General features: G+C 63.8%; 17 protein-coding genes. 11 read left to right on the top strand and 6 right to left on the bottom strand.

What is annotated here, in order from left to right; genetic code table 11:
• The first annotated feature begins 233 nt into the window (after nt 1-233).
• The 3 genes from FCU66_RS36190 (at nt 234) to FCU66_RS36200 (ending at nt 2,129) form a co-directional block, all read left to right on the top strand.
• A complete protein-coding gene (locus FCU66_RS36190) occupies nt 234-980 on the top strand; it encodes an SDR family NAD(P)-dependent oxidoreductase (RefSeq protein ID WP_136622516.1) in 747 nt (248 codons plus the stop codon).
• Nucleotides 981-1,109: 129 nt separating this feature from the next.
• A complete protein-coding gene (locus tag FCU66_RS36195; RefSeq protein WP_136622515.1) occupies nt 1,110-1,739 on the top strand; it encodes a hypothetical protein in 630 nt (209 codons plus the stop codon).
• A gap of 168 nt (nt 1,740-1,907) precedes the next feature.
• The gene (locus tag FCU66_RS36200; RefSeq protein ID WP_013532531.1) at nt 1,908-2,129 is read left to right on the top strand and encodes a hypothetical protein; all 222 of its coding nucleotides are present in this window, start codon (nt 1,908-1,910) and stop codon (nt 2,127-2,129) included.
• Nucleotides 2,130-2,293: 164 nt separating this feature from the next.
• Here FCU66_RS36200 and FCU66_RS36205 read toward each other — a convergent pair whose 3' ends face one another.
• The gene (locus FCU66_RS36205; RefSeq protein WP_136622514.1) at nt 2,294-2,800 is read right to left on the bottom strand and encodes an OsmC family protein; all 507 of its coding nucleotides are present in this window, start codon (nt 2,798-2,800) and stop codon (nt 2,294-2,296) included.
• 219 nt (nt 2,801-3,019) lie between these two features.
• On the opposite strand from FCU66_RS36205, the gene aguA reads away from it, so the two are divergent.
• Both aguA and FCU66_RS36215 read left to right on the top strand, forming a co-directional pair.
• Nucleotides 3,020-4,126, top strand: coding sequence for an agmatine deiminase (gene aguA, locus FCU66_RS36210; RefSeq protein ID WP_136622513.1), 1,107 nt, complete (start codon nt 3,020-3,022; stop codon nt 4,124-4,126).
• 44 nt (nt 4,127-4,170) lie between these two features.
• A complete protein-coding gene (locus FCU66_RS36215; protein ID WP_136622512.1) occupies nt 4,171-5,274 on the top strand; it encodes a polyamine ABC transporter substrate-binding protein in 1,104 nt (367 codons plus the stop codon).
• 79 nt (nt 5,275-5,353) lie between these two features.
• On the opposite strand, the gene FCU66_RS36220 is transcribed toward FCU66_RS36215, so the two are convergent.
• Entirely contained in the window at nt 5,354-6,109 is a 756-nt protein-coding gene (locus FCU66_RS36220; RefSeq protein WP_136622511.1) for a helix-turn-helix transcriptional regulator, read from the bottom strand.
• 105 nt (nt 6,110-6,214) lie between these two features.
• On the opposite strand from FCU66_RS36220, the gene FCU66_RS36225 reads away from it, so the two are divergent.
• The 3 genes from FCU66_RS36225 to FCU66_RS36235 all read left to right on the top strand — a co-directional run bounded on the left by FCU66_RS36225 (nt 6,215) and on the right by FCU66_RS36235 (nt 9,765).
• A complete protein-coding gene (locus tag FCU66_RS36225; protein ID WP_136622510.1) occupies nt 6,215-7,732 on the top strand; it encodes a S10 family peptidase in 1,518 nt (505 codons plus the stop codon).
• A gap of 176 nt (nt 7,733-7,908) precedes the next feature.
• Nucleotides 7,909-8,796, top strand: a complete 888-nt coding sequence (locus FCU66_RS36230) for a DMT family transporter (protein WP_136622509.1) — start codon at nt 7,909-7,911, stop codon at nt 8,794-8,796.
• Between the two features lie 60 nt (nt 8,797-8,856).
• The gene (locus FCU66_RS36235) at nt 8,857-9,765 is read left to right on the top strand and encodes a DMT family transporter (protein WP_136622508.1); all 909 of its coding nucleotides are present in this window, start codon (nt 8,857-8,859) and stop codon (nt 9,763-9,765) included.
• 134 nt (nt 9,766-9,899) lie between these two features.
• Here the strand turns inward: FCU66_RS36235 and FCU66_RS36240 are convergent, their stop codons facing one another.
• Nucleotides 9,900-10,757: a LysR substrate-binding domain-containing protein gene (locus tag FCU66_RS36240; RefSeq protein WP_136625486.1), complete on the bottom strand. Its 858-nt coding sequence runs from the start codon at nt 10,755-10,757 to the stop codon at nt 9,900-9,902.
• A gap of 113 nt (nt 10,758-10,870) precedes the next feature.
• Between FCU66_RS36240 and FCU66_RS36245 the strand changes: the two genes are divergently transcribed.
• Complete coding sequence (locus FCU66_RS36245) at nt 10,871-11,278, top strand: tautomerase family protein (protein WP_136622547.1); 408 nt, start codon at nt 10,871-10,873, stop codon at nt 11,276-11,278.
• 147 nt (nt 11,279-11,425) lie between these two features.
• Nucleotides 11,426-13,648, top strand: a complete 2,223-nt coding sequence (locus tag FCU66_RS36250) for an AMP-binding protein (RefSeq protein ID WP_136622546.1) — start codon at nt 11,426-11,428, stop codon at nt 13,646-13,648.
• 154 nt (nt 13,649-13,802) lie between these two features.
• On the opposite strand, the gene FCU66_RS36255 is transcribed toward FCU66_RS36250, so the two are convergent.
• Together FCU66_RS36255 and FCU66_RS36260 are read right to left on the bottom strand one after the other, a co-directional pair.
• Nucleotides 13,803-14,621, bottom strand: coding sequence for a CDP-alcohol phosphatidyltransferase family protein (locus tag FCU66_RS36255; protein ID WP_136622545.1), 819 nt, complete (start codon nt 14,619-14,621; stop codon nt 13,803-13,805).
• Nucleotides 14,622-14,623: 2 nt separating this feature from the next.
• Entirely contained in the window at nt 14,624-15,322 is a 699-nt protein-coding gene (locus tag FCU66_RS36260) for a phosphatidylserine decarboxylase (protein WP_136622544.1), read from the bottom strand.
• A gap of 307 nt (nt 15,323-15,629) precedes the next feature.
• Between FCU66_RS36260 and FCU66_RS36265 the strand changes: the two genes are divergently transcribed.
• Nucleotides 15,630-16,493 carry an SMP-30/gluconolactonase/LRE family protein gene (locus FCU66_RS36265; RefSeq protein WP_136625487.1) on the top strand — a complete coding sequence of 288 codons (864 nt, stop codon included), beginning with the start codon at nt 15,630-15,632 and terminating at the stop codon, nt 16,491-16,493.
• A gap of 9 nt (nt 16,494-16,502) precedes the next feature.
• Here the strand turns inward: FCU66_RS36265 and FCU66_RS36270 are convergent, their stop codons facing one another.
• A complete protein-coding gene (locus FCU66_RS36270) occupies nt 16,503-16,850 on the bottom strand; it encodes an antibiotic biosynthesis monooxygenase family protein (RefSeq protein WP_109662773.1) in 348 nt (115 codons plus the stop codon).
• Between the last annotated feature and the right edge of the window lie 139 nt (nt 16,851-16,989).

A 16,989-nucleotide genomic window follows, 5' to 3' on the forward strand; every position in this document is an offset into this window, starting at 1 on the left:
GGGGGGTGCTGTCCCGCCAACCTGTCAGCCAATCAAAGGCACGCGCCTAGTCTGGTTCTCTCTCGGGGTCGGATTATTTCGGAAATTAGCGATCCTTCACACCCCCCTCTGTCCTGCCGGACATCTCCCCCGCAAGGGGGGAGATTGCGCTCTCGTCTCCGCGTTCGCCAATCACTCAGGCTGACGAGTCGGAGCCAAGTCCGAGTTAGAACGCTAGCCTTCGGAGTTTCCCGGTGACCCCTCCCCTCGACCTTACCGGCCGCGTTGCGGTCGTCACCGGCGCTTCGCGTGGCATCGGCTATTTCATCGCCAAGGAATTGGCTGCCGCCGGCGCGCATGTCGTCGCGGTCGCGCGCACTGTCGGCGGCCTGGAAGAGCTTGACGATCAGATCAAGGCGGCCGGCGGCCAGGCGACACTGGTGCCGCTCGACCTCGCCGACATGGCCGGCATCGACCGGCTGGGCGGCGCCATCCACGAACGCTGGGGCAAGCTCGACATTCTCGTCGCCAATGCCGGCGTGCTCGGCGTCATCTCGCCGATCGGCCATGTCGAAGCAAAAACCTTCGAGAAGGTGATGACCATCAACGTCACCTCGACCTGGCGGCTGATCCGCTCGGTCGACCCGCTGCTGCGGCTCTCCGATGCCGGCCGCGCGATCATCCTGTCTTCCAATGCGGCGCACTCGGCGCGCGCCTTCTGGGCGCCCTACGCGGCCTCCAAGGCTGCAGTGGAGACCATGATGCGCTCCTGGGCGCATGAGACGCAGAGCCTGCCGCTGCGCGTCAACGCCGCCGACCCCGGCGCCACCCGCACCGCCATGCGGGCGCAGGCTGTGCCGGGCGAAGATCCCGAGACGCTGCCGCACCCCTCGGAGATCGCCAAACGCATCGTGCCGCTGGCCAGCCCGGAGCTGAAAGAGACCGGGCTGATCTTCCAGGCCAAGCACAACCGCTTCGTCGCCTATCGTCAGCCGGAATGAAACTTGAGTCTTTTTTGACGCATGTCGGTTTCCCAAAACCGCTCAACACTTTTGGGCGACATGCGCAGGGATTAAATAGGCCTCCGGCAACGTTTCTTCTGACGTAACCAGTCGAAACGGAGGACCACCATGCGCAGACTGCTCCTCGCCACCGCCGCCGCCCTGATCGCAGCCGCGGGCGCCGCCTATTCGCAAGACGCAACGATGAGCTTCTTCGTCACCAGCGTCGGCTCCGGCAAGGGCGCCGATCTCGGCGGCCTCAAGGGTGCCGACGCGCATTGCGCCTCGCTGGCGGAAGCCGCCGGCGTCACCGGCAAGAATTGGGCCGCCTATCTGTCGACCAGCGACACCGATGCGCGCGACCGTATCGGCAAGGGGCCGTGGATGAATGCCAAGGGCGTCAAGATCGCCGACGACGTCGCCTCCCTGCACAGTGACGCCAACGGCATCACCAAGCAGACGGCGCTGAACGAGAAGGGCGAAGTGGTCAACGGCCGCGGCGACACGCCAAACCGCCACGACATGCTGACCGGCTCCAAGCCCGATGGCACCAAGATCGCCGACCAGACCTGCGGCGACTGGACGATGAGCGGGGCTGAGGGAGCCGCGATGATGGGCCATCATGACCGCACCGGCCTCGACGAATCGGCTGCCGCCAAATCCTGGAATTCCTCGCATGCCTCGCGCGGCGGCTGCAGCCAGGAGGCGCTGAAGGGCACCGGTGGCGACGGCCTTTTCTATTGTTTTGCCACCAACTGAGCCGATTGGGCTTCAAAAATTGGAGCTGGAACCCGCCGTCACATCACGCGGCTGTGATATGACGGTGGGAGGCTGCACCGCGGTCATGCTTTCGTCATTTCCGTGGAGTTGGTAGGATCACAGCGACTCCCACAACAAGCGCCCAACTGGCAGAACGAGGAAATCCCCATGGCTACAACCGCAGCAGCGTTGGTCTGGTATCTGGTAATCGCCGGCCCGCAGGGCGGCATGGTCGTGCTGCCCAGCACCTTCGACAAGCGCGAACAGTGCACCGCCGCCATCACCGAATATCAGAAGCAGCCGACACCGGCCGGCTGGTCGGTGCAATGCGTGCCCAGCGCCTCGCCCTTCACCGACGAGGGCGACGCCGAAGAACCGTCCGCACAGTAACAAGGGTAATCTCCCCACTTGAGGGGGAGATGTCGCCGAAGGCGACAGAGGGGGTCGGCACGACGGGACGCCAGCCTTCATCTGCCGCAGGAGGCCGCATCCGGTCGAACCGACCCCCTCTGGCCTGCCGGCCATCTCCCCCTCAAGGGGGGAGATCGGCAGCGTCAGCGCTTCGCTGAAACCGTCAGCTCCGGCTTGCTGTTGATGGTCTGGAACACCACGCAATAACGCTCGGTCAACTTCAGCAGCGAGTCTATCCGCTCCCGCGGCTCATCGGTGTCGAGGTTGAAATTGAGCCGGATGGCGCGAAAGCCGACCGGCGCATCCTTGGCAACACCGAGCGTGCCGCGAAAATCAAGATCGCCTTCGGCCTCCACCGTGGCGGCGCCGAGCTTGAAGTCGAGCGCCGTCGCCACCGCCTTCAGCGTCACCCCGGCGCAGGCCACCAAGGCCTCCAGCAGCATGTCGCCCGAGCAGAGCTCAAGGCCTGAGCCGCCTGTTGCCGGATGCAGGCCGGCGATGGCGAGCGCCCTGCCCGTCTCCACCTTGCAGGCAACCGACTGGTCGTCGATCGAGCCCTTGGCGCGAAGCGTGATCAGGGCCTGCGAAGCGTCATCGCGATAGGCCTGCTTCAGCGGCGCCTGCATGGCCTTCAATTCGGTCGCATCCATCCGCTGTCCCTTTCATCGACTGTTTCCACCGCCGGCATCCGCCGTCCGATCGAGATTTGCGCCGATCACCACGGGAAGGCAATGCTGTCGATCGCTACCGCAATGCAGGCAGTCGCCCCTTCACAAAGACCGCTATCCCAAATGGGACATTGACGGACAAGGCCCCAAAACCGTCTGATCCGGACAGATGTCGTCGTTTCATTTTCCGGTGATTCCGCAATGCCTCGTACCCTCTCGACAAAGCCAAAACAGGATGGGTTTCGCGCGCCTGGCGAATTCGAACCCAAATCAGGCTGCTGGCTGATCTGGCCGGAGCGACCGGACACCTGGCGCCTCGGCGCCAAGCCCGCGCAGAAGCTGTTCGTCGATGTCGCCGCGGCGGTCGCGCAAAGCGAGCCGGTGACCGTGGCGGCATCCGCTCGCCAGTGGCAGAATGCCAGGGCGCGATTGCCTGGCCATGTGCGCGTCGTTGAGATGTCTACCAACGATTCCTGGCTGCGCGACAGCGGTCCCAATTTTGTCGTCAACGATCACGGCGAGGTGCGTGGCGTCGATTGGATCTTCAACGCCTATGGCGGTTTTGACGGCGGCCTGTATTCGCCATGGGACCTGGATGAGCTGGCGGCGCAAAAAGTGCTCGAAATCGAGAACATGGATCGCTACCGCGCGCCGCTGATCGCCGAGGGTGGCGGGTTGCAGTGCGACGGTCAGGGCACCCTCGTCACGACGGAGCAATGCCTGCTCAACCGAAATCGCAACGCCCATCTCGGCAAGGCCGAGGTGGAACGCCAGCTTGGCGACTATCTCGGTGTTGACACCATCATCTGGCTGCCACGCGGCTTTGCCTTCGACGAGACCGACGGCCATATCGACGACGTCTGCTGCTTCGTGCGCCCCGGCGTGGTCGTGCTGAGCTGGACCGACAATCGGGAGGACCCGCAATATGAGATCGTGCGGGAAGCCGAGGAGGTGCTGCGTTCGGCTCGTGATGCGAAGGGCCGCGCCCTGGAGGTCCACCGGTTGCCGCATCCCTTGCCGATCGAGATGACGCTTGAAGAAAGCGAAAGCGTGGACCGGCTTGATTCGACCTGGGCGCGACCCGCCGGGAACCGGATCGCGGCGAGCTACATCAACTACTATCCGGGCAACAGCGTCGTGGTGGTACCGCAGTTCGGCTGCGATCTCGACGTAACGGCCAAGCAAAGGCTGGCCGCGCTGTTTCCCGATCACCGAATAATCGGCATCGAAAACTCGCGCGAGATCCTGCTCGGCGGCGGCAATGTCGCCTGCATCACCTTGCCGGTCTATGCCCCGCAACGACGTTGAGGGACGGCGCATGCCGAAAACCGGCAGCGAAAAGGAGAACACTCATGCGCACTCTGATCTTCTCAACCCTGCTTGCCGGGCTTGCTTGCGGCATCTGCGCCAGTGCCGCTTCGGCGGACGAGGAAAAAATCGTCAATGTCTACAACTGGTCCGACTACATCGCGCCGGACACGGCCGAGAAATTCGAGAAGGAGACGGGTATCAAGGTTCGCTACGATGTCTATGACGGCAACGAGGTGCTTGAAACGAAGCTGCTGACCGGCGGCTCTGGATATGACGTGGTCTACCCCTCGGCCTATCCGTTCCTGAAGAACCAGGTGAAGGCGGGGGCTTTCCTGGAACTCGACAAATCGAAGCTTGCAAACCACTCGAAGATCGATCCGCAAGCCTTGGCACTGATCGCCGGTGCCGACCCGCAGAACCTGCATGCCGTGCCCTACATGGCCGTCACCGACGGCATTGGCTACAACGTCGCCGCGGTCAGGCAGCGGCTGCCTGACGCGCCGACAGATTCCTTCGCCATGGTCTTCGACGTCGAAATGGTCAAGAAGCTCTCGGATTGCGGCGTGGCCATGATCGATGCACCGGCCGAAGTCATCCCGATGGCGATGAACTATCTTTACATCAACCCCAAATCGACCAGTCCCGACGACCTCGCCAAGGTCGAGGAACTGATGGGCAAGGTGCGACCTTACATCCGCTATTTCCATTCGTCGAAATACATCAACGACCTCGCGAACGGCGACATCTGCGTGGTGCTGGGCTGGTCGGGCGACATACTCCAGGCAAGGACCCGCGCGGCGGAATCCGTGAAGAAGCTGGAGATTGCCTATTCCATTCCGAAAGAGGGCACGCTCATCAACTTCGATACGATGGCGGTGCCGAAGGATGCGCCACATCCCGACAACGCCCAGGCCTGGATCAACTTCAATCTGCGGCCCGATATCGCCGCGGCCAATTCCAGCTATGTTTCCTACGCCAATGCGATACCGGACTCCTTGCCGCTGATGGACAAGGCGATAGCCAGCGATCCCGGCGTCTTTCCGCCCGATGCCGTGAAGGCCAAGCTGTTCGTGGTGGACAACAACGACCCAAAGCTGTTGCGATCGCAAAACCGCATGTGGACGCGCATCGTGACGGGACAATAGAGCAATTCCAGGAAAAGTGCGCAGCGCGTTCCCTGGGGAATTGCGTCAAAACAAAAAGATAGAGCCGGCGCGGAAGCCGTCAGTCCTGAGCGACGTCGCGGATGGTCGCCAGCAGCTCGACCTGGGAGTGCACGCCGAGCTTGCGATAGATCTGCTTGATGTGGTTGCGCACGGTGCCGGGTGAGATGGCGAGGCTTCGCGAAATGGTCTTGGCGTTGCCGCCATCGACCAGGTGCCGTGCAATCTCAGTCTCGCGCCTGCTCAGCCGTGAGCGGGCGTCATCGATCGCGACGCCCTTGTCCCGGGAGCGGCACAGATGAAGCAATCTTTGCAGAATGAGCCTCGTCGCGCTGCTTGCCGCGCAAGCCATCGCCAGATCCTGATCGCAAAAGGCCGGCGCCCCGTTTCGCCGCAGGAAGGTGACATAGCCGGCGGTCAGCCTGTCGAGATTGAACACGCCGGTTATCTCGTCGAAGCTGTCGGAGGGACCGTAGAATTCGCGATAATAGGGGGTGCGCTGGAAGTCGCCATTGCGGAGAGCCGATAGCGGCAACAGGAAATCCTGCCTTGTGCTGGCGAACCTCTGGAAGAAGGGATCCTGGCGATAGATGCGGGCGTCGTAGTCGCGGTTCCAGCGATCGGGGCCGGCATCGTCTATGGTCAGCGACGTGATATCGCGGTGGTAGAAGCCGACATAGACGCGGTCTGAGCCAAGCAGCCCGCTCGCCGCCGCCGTGAAGCGAGCCGACAATTCTTCGGGCGTCGCTGCCACGGCCGCAGCAGCGACACCGCCGCTCCAGCGCCCAAACTGATCGAGAGAAACGTTCGACTGCATTCCGGCTCACACTAGCGCAAGCCGTTGCAAGTTCAAAATAGCCATTTCCTTTGACTTCGATCATCTCGGCCATACCTATGCGGAGTTCGTTCTCGCGGAGCCATCATGCCGGTCAAGCTGAAACTGATCTTCCTCATCCTGCCGATACTTGCCTCCCTGGCGCAGCCCGTCCTGGCTGAAACGGCGGAGCGGCCGGCACCCTCGGGCGGCGTGCTGTCCCTGCTGCCGCCGCCGCAGACCACCAACCATTCGATCACCCTCGCCGGGCGCAAGCTGGATTATCAGGCAAAGGCCGCCACCCTGTCGCTGCTTTCCGGCAAGGGCGACGTCACGGCGGAGATCTTCTATGTCGCCTACACGCTGGAGCCACCGGCAAGCGCGGCCAAAGACCCGCTGCGGCCGATCACCTTCGTGTTCAACGGCGGCCCTGGAGCAGCGTCCGCCTATCTGCATATCGGCGCGCTCGGTCCGCGTATAATCGCGACGGGGGCCGACGGCGAATTCCTGCCCTCACCGCAAAGGCTCATCGACAATCCCGACAGTTGGCTCGACATGACCGATCTCGTCTTCGTCGATCCGGTCGGAACCGGATATAGCCGCGAGGCACCGGGCCAGGACACGCACGACTTCTGGGGCGTCAATCAGGATGCCAGTTCAATAGGCGCCTTCATCCGGCTCTATCTCGCACAGAACGGCCGCACCGGATCGCCGCTGTTCCTCGCCGGCGAAAGCTATGGCGGGTTCCGCGCGGCGCTGCTCGCCAGGACATTGCAGGAAGATATCGGCATCAGTCCGAACGGCATCGTGCTGATCTCGCCGGCGCTGGAGTTCACGCTGGTGCAGCCTGACGAATTCGAGCCGCTGCATTGGGCGCTCGAACTGCCATCACTGGCGGCGGTGCGCCTACGCGCCGAAGGCGTCAGCGGCGATGCGTTGCGGGAGAAGCTCGCCGAAGTCGAACATTATGCGCTGGGCGATTACCTTACGGCGCTCACCAGCGGACTGGAGCAAGGCAAGCGACTGGCGAGCCAACGCGTGGCTGACATCACCGGCCTGCCGCTCGACCTCGTGCAGCGGAACTCCGCCCGCATCCCGACCGGCCTGTTCGCAAGGGAGTTCGCCCGTGCCAGTGGCAAAGTGCTCAGCCCATATGACGCCATGATCGGCACGGCCGACATCGCGCCCGAGAGCGCCCGCATCGCTGGCCCGGATCCGGTGCTCGACCGCAGCGTGCCGGCGTTGACGTCGGCTTTCGTCGGCTACGTCCGCGACGAACTGAATTTCCGCACCGATGTCAGCTATCGGCTGCTCAATGGCGAAATCAGCCACAATTGGGACTACGGGACCAGCGCGTCACGGCAAGGCTATGCCGGGGTGATGGACGATCTGCAGCGAGCACGCTCGCTGAACCCTTCGCTCGGCGTCGTGATCGTCAACGGCTACACCGACCTGGTCACGCCTTACCTAGCCTCGCGCTATCTGGTGAACCAGATCCCGTCGCTCGCCAACGCCAAGCCTATCCGTCTCGATGTCGTCGAGGGCGGGCACATGATGTATTTCCGATCCGATGGCCGGCGCGCCCTGAAAGAGGCCGCTTCGGAGCTTTACCAGGCGACGCAGTAAGCTTGCGACAGTGCGGCTCGCCATGGAACCCCTGCCCCAACATAAGCACGGGGCTGGCGTAGCGCTGTACCGACTTTCGCCCGTATAGCTTGGTGCCGAGGGAGCTGAATTCCCAGGTCCCTCGTGTCGCTCCTCACAGCATTTCTGCCGCTCCGGCAATTTTGGTCACGCGCCTTATGGCCGATATCGCCATTCTCGAAACACGCGAGCGGGTTCTTGCCGGCATCCTGCTGACCGGTGCGGCCTATTTCCTGTTTTCGACGCAGGATGCTTCGATCAAGCTGCTGGTCGTTGGCATGAGCGTCTGGCAGATCATGTTCTTCCGCAGCATCACCATTCTGGGCGCCTGCGCGGCGATCGGCGGGCGACAGCTGTTTGCCGACACGGTGCGCTCGCCGATCGTGCGGCCGATGCTGGTGCGCAGCGCCTTCACGCTTGCCGCCTGGCTCTGCTACTACAACGCCGCACGCAGCCTGCAGCTCGCCGAACTGACCACCGTCTATTATGCGGCGCCAATCATCGTCACCGTGCTTTCTGTGGTGATGCTCGGCGAAAAGGTGCCGATGCTGCGCTGGCTGGCGGTGCTGATCGGCTTTGCCGGCGTGTTCGTCGCTTGCGATCCGACCCATCTCGGCCTGTCCGTGCCGGTGCTGCTGGTGCTGGTGGCCGCCTTTTTGTGGGGCATCGCCATCGTGCTCTTGCGCAGGACCGCCCTTGCCGAGCGCTCGATGATCCAGCTTCTCCTCAACAATTTCTATTTTCTGCTGTTTTCGGCGGTGCCGGCATTGTTGTGGTGGCAGACACCCGACGGGCCCCAGTTGCTGCTCCTTGCCAGCGTTGGTGCACTCGGCGGCTTGGCGCAGTATCTTCTGTTCGAAGGCATGAAACGCACGCCGGCCTCGGTCCTCGCGCCGCTGGAATACACCTCGCTGTTGTGGGCGTTCGCGCTCGGCTTTGCGATCTGGGGCGACGTGCCGCGCCGCGAAGTGTTCCTGGGTGCTGCCCTGATCGTCGCCGCCGGACTGTTGATCGTCGGCACCGAGCATTTCCGCAAACGGCTATGATGTGGATCACCATCATTGCTGACACTACGATGTCAGGACTGAACGGCGTAGGCTGGCGGCATGACTGACATTGCAGCCACCGCCGACACCGCCGCAGAGCGTACGCTCGGCATCATCCTGGTGTCATCCTCGGCCGCTGTGTTCGGCCTTACCGGCGTTCTGACAAAGTCGATCCATGCCGACCCACTGACCATCATCTGCTGGCGTGGCTTTGTCGGCGCGATCCTGATCAGCCTGTATGTGCTGTGGCGGCGTCACCGTTCCGGCAAGCGCGAAACGCTGCGGCTTGGCTGGCGCGGTTGGCTGCTGGCGGTGGAAGGCGCGCTGGCCAGCATCGCCTTCATCTCCGCGTTCAAGTTCACCTTCGTCGCCAATGTCACTGTCATCTACGCCACCGCGCCCTTCGTCACGGCACTGCTGGCCTGGGTTCTGACGCGTGAACCTTTCCGATTGCAGACAATGGTCGCGGCCGCCGTGTCGCTGTGCGGCGTGGCGATCATGGTCTGGTCCAGCTTCGGCACCGGCAATCTGTTCGGCGACGGACTGGCACTGCTGATGACCATCGGCAGCGGCCTCTACATGATCATGGTGCGCGCCTTCCGCGACACGCCCGTGGTGTGGGCCGGAGCGGTGTCGGCCTTCCTGTTGTTCGTGCTCGGTTGGTTCGTCACCGATCCGCTGGCGGTTTCGCCAAGGGATGCCGTTCTGCTCGCCACTTTCGGCGCGTCCTTCGCACTCTCCTCGATCCTTTGGACGGAGGGCGCGCGGCTCATCCCACCGGCGGAATCCGGGCTGCTCGGCTCGGCCGAAGTGCCATTCGCGATCCTGTTTGCCTTCCTGTTCCTGGGCGAGATTGCACCAGTCGCCAGCATGATCGGCGGCGCCATCGTGTTGTGCGCGGTGTTTGCCCATGCGGGGCGGGATTGGCTGATGGCCCGCTCGCACCGCATGGCGTCAAATATTTCTTAAAAAAGTGACACAGTCACGGAACCATCATCGGGGTCAGGCATTGTTGGTGCGACGGGCCATCCCCAAGTCCCCCCAAACCCCTCGGCCCGTCCTACTTCCAAGCCGACCGCAAGGTCGGCTTTTTCTTTGGGCATTCAGCCGGCCGACAAGGCAAGGTTGCCGCTGAGCAGGGCCGCCAGATCGGCTGCCGAACCATCGGCACCGGCACGCAGCCGGATGGCGAACTCAGCCATCGGAACCTGCGGCAGGCCAAGCTCGCGCGGCGCCTCGACAATGCCGGAATGGGCAAAGCGGGCCGTCCGCAGCGTCAGCGCGACACCGGCGTTCACCGCCGTGCGCAAGCCGGCCAGACTGGCGCTGCCGGCAGCGATGCGGTAGCGGCGGCCGGCGGCATCGAGTGCGGCAAGCGCTGCTTCGCGAAAACCGCAATACGGATCGAGCAGCGCCAGCGGCAGTTCCTCCTGCCGCGAAGCCAGCCCCTTTTGCGAACACAGCCATATCATCGGTTCGCGCAGCACCCCGACTTCGTCCGACGCCGCAGCCTGGCGCATGACGATCGCCAGATCGAGGCTGCCAGCCTGCAGCGCCTGCACCAGTTCGGCGGAGCGGCCGACCCGCAGTTCGATCCGGACGCGCAGATGACTGGCGGCGAAGGCACGCAGCAGGTCCGGCAGGCCGCTGTCGGCAAAATCCTGCGTCGTGCCGATGGCGACGCGTCCGGCAGCGCGCGCGCCCTTCATTGCCAGCCAGGCCTCGCGATGGGCGGCAAGGATGCGCCTGGCATGGCCGACGAGGTCCTCACCCGCCGGCGTGAGGCCCCGCCCCCGCCCTTGCGGCGCCAGCAGCGGCTCGCCGACGATTTCCTCCAGCCGCTGCATCTGGGCGGTCACCGCCGAGGGCGAACGGCCGACGCTTGCAGCCGCCTGGGCCAGCGAGCCGCTATCGACGAAAGCGAGGAAGGTCCTGAGCAGATCGGGATCGAGCGTTTCCATAATTCGACGATATCGAATCTTCAGTTGAAAACAATTCGATTTTTTTGATTAAAGGATGATGGCATGGTCCTTCCAACGGCGATCGGACGCCGCCCAAGCCAAGGAGAAGAAAAATGCCCATCATCACCGTCAGCGTCACCGGCAAGCCTGACGCGGCGCTTTCCGCTCGCATCGCAAAGGAGGTCACTGAAATCACCGCGACGCAGTTGCGCAAGGATCCGACGATCACAGCCGTTGCCGCATCGTATATCGATCCGCAGCACTGGTTCGCCGGCGGCAAGTCGCTGGCCGAGCATGGCACCAATACGTTCTGGCTGGATATCAAGGTGGTCGACGGCACCAACACCAAGCTGGAGCTGGAGGCCTATCTGAAGGCGATCTTCGCAGCCTTCGGCCGTTTGCTGGGCGGCGTGCACGAGGAAAGCTACGCCTTCGTGCATGAAGTGCCGGCCGCCGCTTACGGCTATGGCGGCAAGACGCAGGAGTTCCGTTTCATCAGCGGACGGTTGAAGGCGGCGTGAGCAGCGCCGACTCCCTTCTCCCCCACACAAGGGGGAAGGCAAGAGGCGTACTCATCCGCATTGACCTTGCCCCCACATCGTCTAGGCTCTGCCCTCGAAGCGGCCGCAAAAGAGCCGAGATGATAAAATCGTTGGGAGAGACGCGGCATGGTCCTGACACTGGCGCTGCTTGCGGGTCTTGTTCTGGCCTGGCTGCTGATCGGCGTGGTGGAAAAATTCCGCCTTGGCCTGCGCTTCACCCAGGCGCTGCTCTATGTGCCGTTCAAGCTCGCGTACCGGATCGAAGATAGCCGCATCAAGATCGCCCGCAAGGCGCAGGCCCCTGTCATATACGTCGTCTCGCATCAATCGCGCTTCGAGCCGGCGCTGATGCTGTCGCTGCTGCCGGACGACACACTTCACATTCTCGATGAGGTCTCGGCGCGCTCGCCTTGGCTCGAACCATGGCGAGAGCTCGGACGCACCATCGCCTTCAATGCCGAACACCTCTTCGTCAGCCGTCGGCTGGTGCGCGTGCTGAAAGGCAAGGGCCGGCTCGCCGTCTATCTGCCGGATGCGGTCGAGCCTGACGTCAAGACGTTTCGGCTGTTTCGTGCCGTCACCCGCATCGCCATGCAGGCCGACGCCCGCATCGTGCCGATCTTCGTCGGCGGCGCTCGCAGCCTGCCGGTGTCGTTAACGCCGGCGGACAAGGCACCACGGCATTGGTTTCCGCAGCTGTCGATCAGCGTGCTGGAGCCGATGACCATCGCCGAACTGGTGGCGCGCAACCCCGACCAGGCCTCGAACACCAATTCGCTGTTCGACCGTGTCGCCGAAGCCCGGCTTTTCGGCACCGACCTCGATCGTGGCCTGTTCCTGGCCATGCGCGATGCCGCCGACCGCGTCGGCGCCTCGCATCCGATCATCGAGGACGTCATCTCGGGCGCGCTGAGCTACCGCAAGATGTTCATTGGCGCCCGCGTCCTGGGCCGCCGCTTCGAGGCGGTGACGGCGCCGGGCGAAGCTGTCGGGCTGATGCTGCCCAACGCCAATGGCGTCGTGCTGTCGCTCACCGGCCTTCTGTCGGCCGGCCGGGTGGCGGCGATGATCAACTACACGGCCGGGCCGGCGAGCGTCACAGCGGCGGTGCGCACGGCGGTGATCCGCACGGTCATCTCCTCCCGTGCCTTCGTCGAGAAGGCCGACCTCGCCGACATCGTCGCGGCGGTCGAAACGGGCGGTGCAAAGCTGCTGTGGCTGGAGGATGTGCGGGAAGGCGTCTCCGCGCTCGACAAGCTTGCCGCCGCCTTGCTGTGGCGCTCGCCGCTGCAGTGGCAGGATGCGGCCAAGCCGGCGGTGATCCTGTTCACCTCGGGCTCGGAAGGCACGCCGAAAGCGGTCGTGCTGTCGCACAGGAACCTCTACGCCAATGCCATGCAGGCCGAGGCGCGCATCACCATCTCGCCGGCCGACATCCTGCTCAACGTGCTGCCGGTGTTCCATTCGTTCGGACTGACGGGCGGCACCATCCTGCCGCTGGTCACCGGGGTAAAACTGTTCCTCTATCCCTCACCGCTGCACTACAAGATCATCCCCGAGGTGGCGCGCAAGGTGAAACCGACCATCATGTTCGGCACCGACACGTTCCTCGCCAACTATGCGCGCACCGCCAAGGACGGCGATTTTTCAAGCCTACGCTTCGTCGTCGCCGGCGCCGAGGCGGTGAAGCCGGAAACCCGCCGCGTCTATGGCGAGCGCTTCCAGGCCGAGATCATCGAAGGTTTCGGGCTGACCGAGGCAGCACCGGTGGTTGCCGTCAACACCGCGATCCATGGCCGCGACGGCACTGTCGGGCGGCTGCTGCCGGCCATGCGCATGAAGCTGGAACCGATCGAAGGCATCAGCGATGCCGGCCAATTGTGGCTCGACGGACCGAACCTGATGATGGGCTATATGACCGCTGATCGCCCCGGTGAGTTGCAGCCGCTGACCGGCTGGCACGATACCGGCGACATCGTTGCCGTCGACCGCGAGGGCTTCATCACCATTCGCGGCCGCGCCAAGCGGTTCGCCAAGATCGCCGGCGAGATGGTCTCGCTGGGTGCGGTCGAGATGCTGGTGCAGTCGCTGTGGCCGGAAGAGCGCCATGCCGCAGTGGCCGTGCCGGACAAGCGGCGTGGCGAGCGCATCGTGCTGGTCACCACCGCCGACGACGCCAATCCCGACGAGTTGCGCAAATTCGGCAAACAGGCGGGTGCGGCCGAACTGATGGTGCCGAACGACATCGTCAAGGTTGAGGAAATCCCAGTGCTGGGGTCCGGCAAGACCGACTATGTGTCGACGAGGAAACTGGCGATCGACAGGCTGGGGCTCGGCGTCGCGGCGTAATCTCCCCCCTTGAGGGGGAGATGTCGCCGAAGGCGACAGAGGGGGTCGGTTCGACCGGGTGCGCCCTCTTGCGACAGTCGGAGGTTAGCGCTTCACGCGCTGCGACCCCCTCTGGCCTGCCGGCCATCTCCCCCTCAAGGGGGGAGATAAACCCCTACCCTATATCCGAAGGCGGCACCTTCTCGCCCTCGCGCTTGGCGCGCTTGGAGTAGGCGCGCACGCTGAACGGCAGGAAGATCAGGTAGCCGGCGACCGACGCGGTCAACGTGTACCAGGGATAGGTCATCAGCAGGAGCACGTAGAGCACGACAGCAAGGATGATCGGCAACACCCTGTCGCCCGGGATCCTCAGACTTTTACCGGAATAGACCGGCAGCCGGCTGACCAGCAGGAAGGCGACCAGGATGGTGAAGCCGGTGGCGACGAAGGCCGCTGGACGACTGGGCTCCAGCCCGGTGCGCAGGAAATAGAGATAGAGCGGCAACATCACCAGCACGGCGCCCGCAGGCGCCGGCACACCGACGAAATATTCGGACTGCCACAGGGGGCGATCGGCCTTCTCGTCATCGAGCACGTTGAAACGGGCGAGGCGCAGCCCACAGGCGATCGCAAACAGGAGTGCTGCGATCCAGCCCGGCGAGCCGGCGCGGTCGAGAAGGAAGGCATAGAGCACCAGAGCCGGGGCCACGCCGAAATTGACGATGTCAGCCAGCGAATCCATCTGGGCGCCGAATTTGGAGGTCGCCTTCAGCATCCGCGCCAGGCGGCCGTCAATGCCGTCGAGGAAGGCGGCAAGCAGCACCATCACCACCGCCGGCTCGAAGCGGCCTTCGAAGCCGAAGCGGATGCCTGACAGGCCGGCGCAGATGGCAAGCACGGTGACGAGGTTGGGCAGCACCATGCGCATCGGGATCTCGCGGATGCGCGGGCCGCCGCTGGCATGGGCTTCGAACTTTTTGTATTGCGTGCCCACCGTCAGGAAATCCGCACGAGGGGGGTGCCGGCGACACCGCCGAATTCAGCCAGCACGGTTTCGCCGCCGACGGCCGTCTGGCCAACGGCAACACGCGGCGTGGCGGCCAGAGGCAGGAACACATCGACACGCGAACCGAAGCGGATCAGGCCGAAACGCTCGCCAATGGCGATCGAGCCACCAGCCTCGGCCCAGCAAACGATGCGCCGCGCCACCAGGCCGGCGATCTGCACAGCGGCGACCGTGCCGTTGGGGCTCTCGATGACCAGGCCGTTGCGCTCGTTCTCGGTGCTGGCTTTATCAAGTTCGGCATTGAGGAATTTGCCGGGCCGATGCTCGATCCTGGCGATGCGGCCGCGCACCGGGGCGCGGTTTACGTGGCAGGAAAAGACGTTCATGAACACCGAGATGCGGGTCATCTCGACATTGCCGAGGCCAAGCTCGCGCGGCGGCACGGCGGGCCCGACCGCCGAAATAATGCCGTCGGCGGGGCTGACCACGAGGCGGTCGTCGACCGGCGTGACGCGCTCGGGATCACGGAAGAAATAGACGCACCAGGCCGTCAGGATGAGACCGATCCAGAACAGGATCGAGGAGAAATAGCCGAGGAAAAGCGTCGCCGCGCCAAAGGCCGCGATAAAGGGATAGCCTTCGCGATGGATCGGTACGAACGCGTTCTTGACCGTATCGACAAGGCTCATCTGCTGTAAACAGGCTCCGTTTCAATTGCGGCCTCAATAGCCGAAAGCCCCCCTCGCCGCAACGCAACAATCGGCAAGGCTGTATTGGGCGCAACCGGCAAGAGTGGCGATGCGCTTGCCTGTCGGCGTCATTGCCGGCGGAATTCAGTGTCTCGCCGACCCACAACGCGCACGATGGCCGCCATGGGTGCTGTTCTGGCCGCGCTGCAATGCCGGTGTCGGAACCAGGCCCCCTCGCACGTCCTTGGTGAGACAGCGTCCGCAACAGCCCTTCCGGCATGGCAACGCACAACCAGGAGTTCCACACATGCAGAAACCATCAGCCACTCCAGCGCGTCTCGTCACGGAAGGCCTCGCCTTCGGGGAATCACCGCGCTGGCATGACGGACGCCTGTGGCTCGCCAACTGGGGTACGGGCGAGATCATCGCCGTCGATGCCGACGGCAACCGCGAGGTCACGCTCACCGTGCCGGCTGTCCTGCCCTACTCCATCGACTGGCTGCCGGATGGCCGCCTGCTCGTCGTGTCAGGCCGTGAAGGCTTGCTGCTGCGGCAGGCAGCCGATGGTGGGCTTGTCACCCATGCCGATCTGCGCAGCCTGTCGAAAAGCCCTTGGAACGAGATCGTCGTCGACGGGCGCGGCAACATCTATGTCAATGGCAGCGGACCGGCGCCGGCGCCGGGCGAGCATTTCGGCCCCGGCACGATCGTGTTGATCACGCCGGACGATGCGGTCCGGCAAGCGGCGGAAAATATCGCCTTTGCCAACGGCATGGCGGTGACGCTGGACAACAAGACGCTGATCGTCGCGGAATCCCATGCCAACCGGCTGACAGCCTTCGACATCGCCGCCGACGGCAGCCTCGCCAACCGACGGGTCTGGGCCGATCTCGACGGCTATCCCGACGGCATTTGCCTCGATGCCGAGGGGGCGATCTGGTATGCGGATGTGCCCAACAAGCACTGCGTGCGGGTGCGCGAAGGCGGTGAGGTGTTGCAGACGATCACTGTCGATCGCGGCTGCTTTGCCTGCATGCTGGGCGGCAGCGACAGGAAAACGCTGTTCATTCTCGCCGCCGAATGGCGTGGGTTCGAACACATGATCGGCGACGCCCGCACCGGCCAGGTGCTCAGCATCGAAGCGCCGGCACCCGGCGTCGGTTGGCCGTAAGGAGCCTTACTACAGCCCCGGAACCCGCTGATAGTTGGCGATGTCGGCGCGCACGCCGAGCCGGGCGATCGTCTCCTGCGGGTTGAAGGCGATGCGCTCATGCGCCGCCTTGACGATCGGCACGACATTGTCGACGGCCGCCTGGCTTTCCCATTCGACGATGGTTACGAGGTTGAACTCGCCCGGACCCGAGAATTGCTCGAGCAGGAAATCCTGCACGAAGCCCTGTTGCAGGCGCAGCAATTCATGCGTTGTCCTGACCTTGGCGAGTATCTCCTCGCGGGCGGCGGCCGGGACGACGAACTTGTCCACCCTGAACACGCTGCCACCATCAACATTCTGATTTGTCTTGCTCATTTCGATTGTTCCGTTCTTGGATCATGTTGTTTCCGGGGCTCCAAGAACGGCCTACAATCTCAACTTAAGTTGAGGTCAAGCGGAATTTTCGTTTGATTTGTGGAAAGGCTCGGATGGCGACGCTGCCGATCTCCCCCCT

The organism is Mesorhizobium norvegicum (genome assembly GCF_004919685.1).
Taxonomy (GTDB): Bacteria; Pseudomonadota; Alphaproteobacteria; order Rhizobiales; family Rhizobiaceae; genus Mesorhizobium; species Mesorhizobium norvegicum.

Bases quoted from the DNA above. Each gene is read 5' to 3' on its own strand.
- FCU66_RS36195 (WP_136622515.1), top strand. From the start codon at position 1,110: ATGCGCAGACTGCTCCTCGCCACCGCCGCCGCCCTGATCGCAGCCGCG.
- FCU66_RS36200 (WP_013532531.1), top strand. From the start codon at position 1,908: ATGGCTACAACCGCAGCAGCGTTGGTCTGGTATCTGGTAATCGCCGGC.
- FCU66_RS36205 (WP_136622514.1), bottom strand. From the start codon at position 2,800: ATGGATGCGACCGAATTGAAGGCCATGCAGGCGCCGCTGAAGCAGGCC.
- aguA (WP_136622513.1), top strand. From the start codon at position 3,020: ATGCCTCGTACCCTCTCGACAAAGCCAAAACAGGATGGGTTTCGCGCG.
- FCU66_RS36215 (WP_136622512.1), top strand. From the start codon at position 4,171: ATGCGCACTCTGATCTTCTCAACCCTGCTTGCCGGGCTTGCTTGCGGC.
- FCU66_RS36220 (WP_136622511.1), bottom strand. From the start codon at position 6,109: ATGCAGTCGAACGTTTCTCTCGATCAGTTTGGGCGCTGGAGCGGCGGT.
- FCU66_RS36225 (WP_136622510.1), top strand. From the start codon at position 6,215: ATGCCGGTCAAGCTGAAACTGATCTTCCTCATCCTGCCGATACTTGCC.
- FCU66_RS36230 (WP_136622509.1), top strand. From the start codon at position 7,909: ATGGCCGATATCGCCATTCTCGAAACACGCGAGCGGGTTCTTGCCGGC.
- FCU66_RS36235 (WP_136622508.1), top strand. From the start codon at position 8,857: ATGACTGACATTGCAGCCACCGCCGACACCGCCGCAGAGCGTACGCTC.
- FCU66_RS36240 (WP_136625486.1), bottom strand. From the start codon at position 10,757: ATGGAAACGCTCGATCCCGATCTGCTCAGGACCTTCCTCGCTTTCGTC.
- FCU66_RS36245 (WP_136622547.1), top strand. From the start codon at position 10,871: ATGCCCATCATCACCGTCAGCGTCACCGGCAAGCCTGACGCGGCGCTT.
- FCU66_RS36250 (WP_136622546.1), top strand. From the start codon at position 11,426: ATGGTCCTGACACTGGCGCTGCTTGCGGGTCTTGTTCTGGCCTGGCTG.
- FCU66_RS36260 (WP_136622544.1), bottom strand. From the start codon at position 15,322: ATGAGCCTTGTCGATACGGTCAAGAACGCGTTCGTACCGATCCATCGC.
- FCU66_RS36265 (WP_136625487.1), top strand. From the start codon at position 15,630: ATGCAGAAACCATCAGCCACTCCAGCGCGTCTCGTCACGGAAGGCCTC.
- FCU66_RS36270 (WP_109662773.1), bottom strand. From the start codon at position 16,850: ATGAGCAAGACAAATCAGAATGTTGATGGTGGCAGCGTGTTCAGGGTG.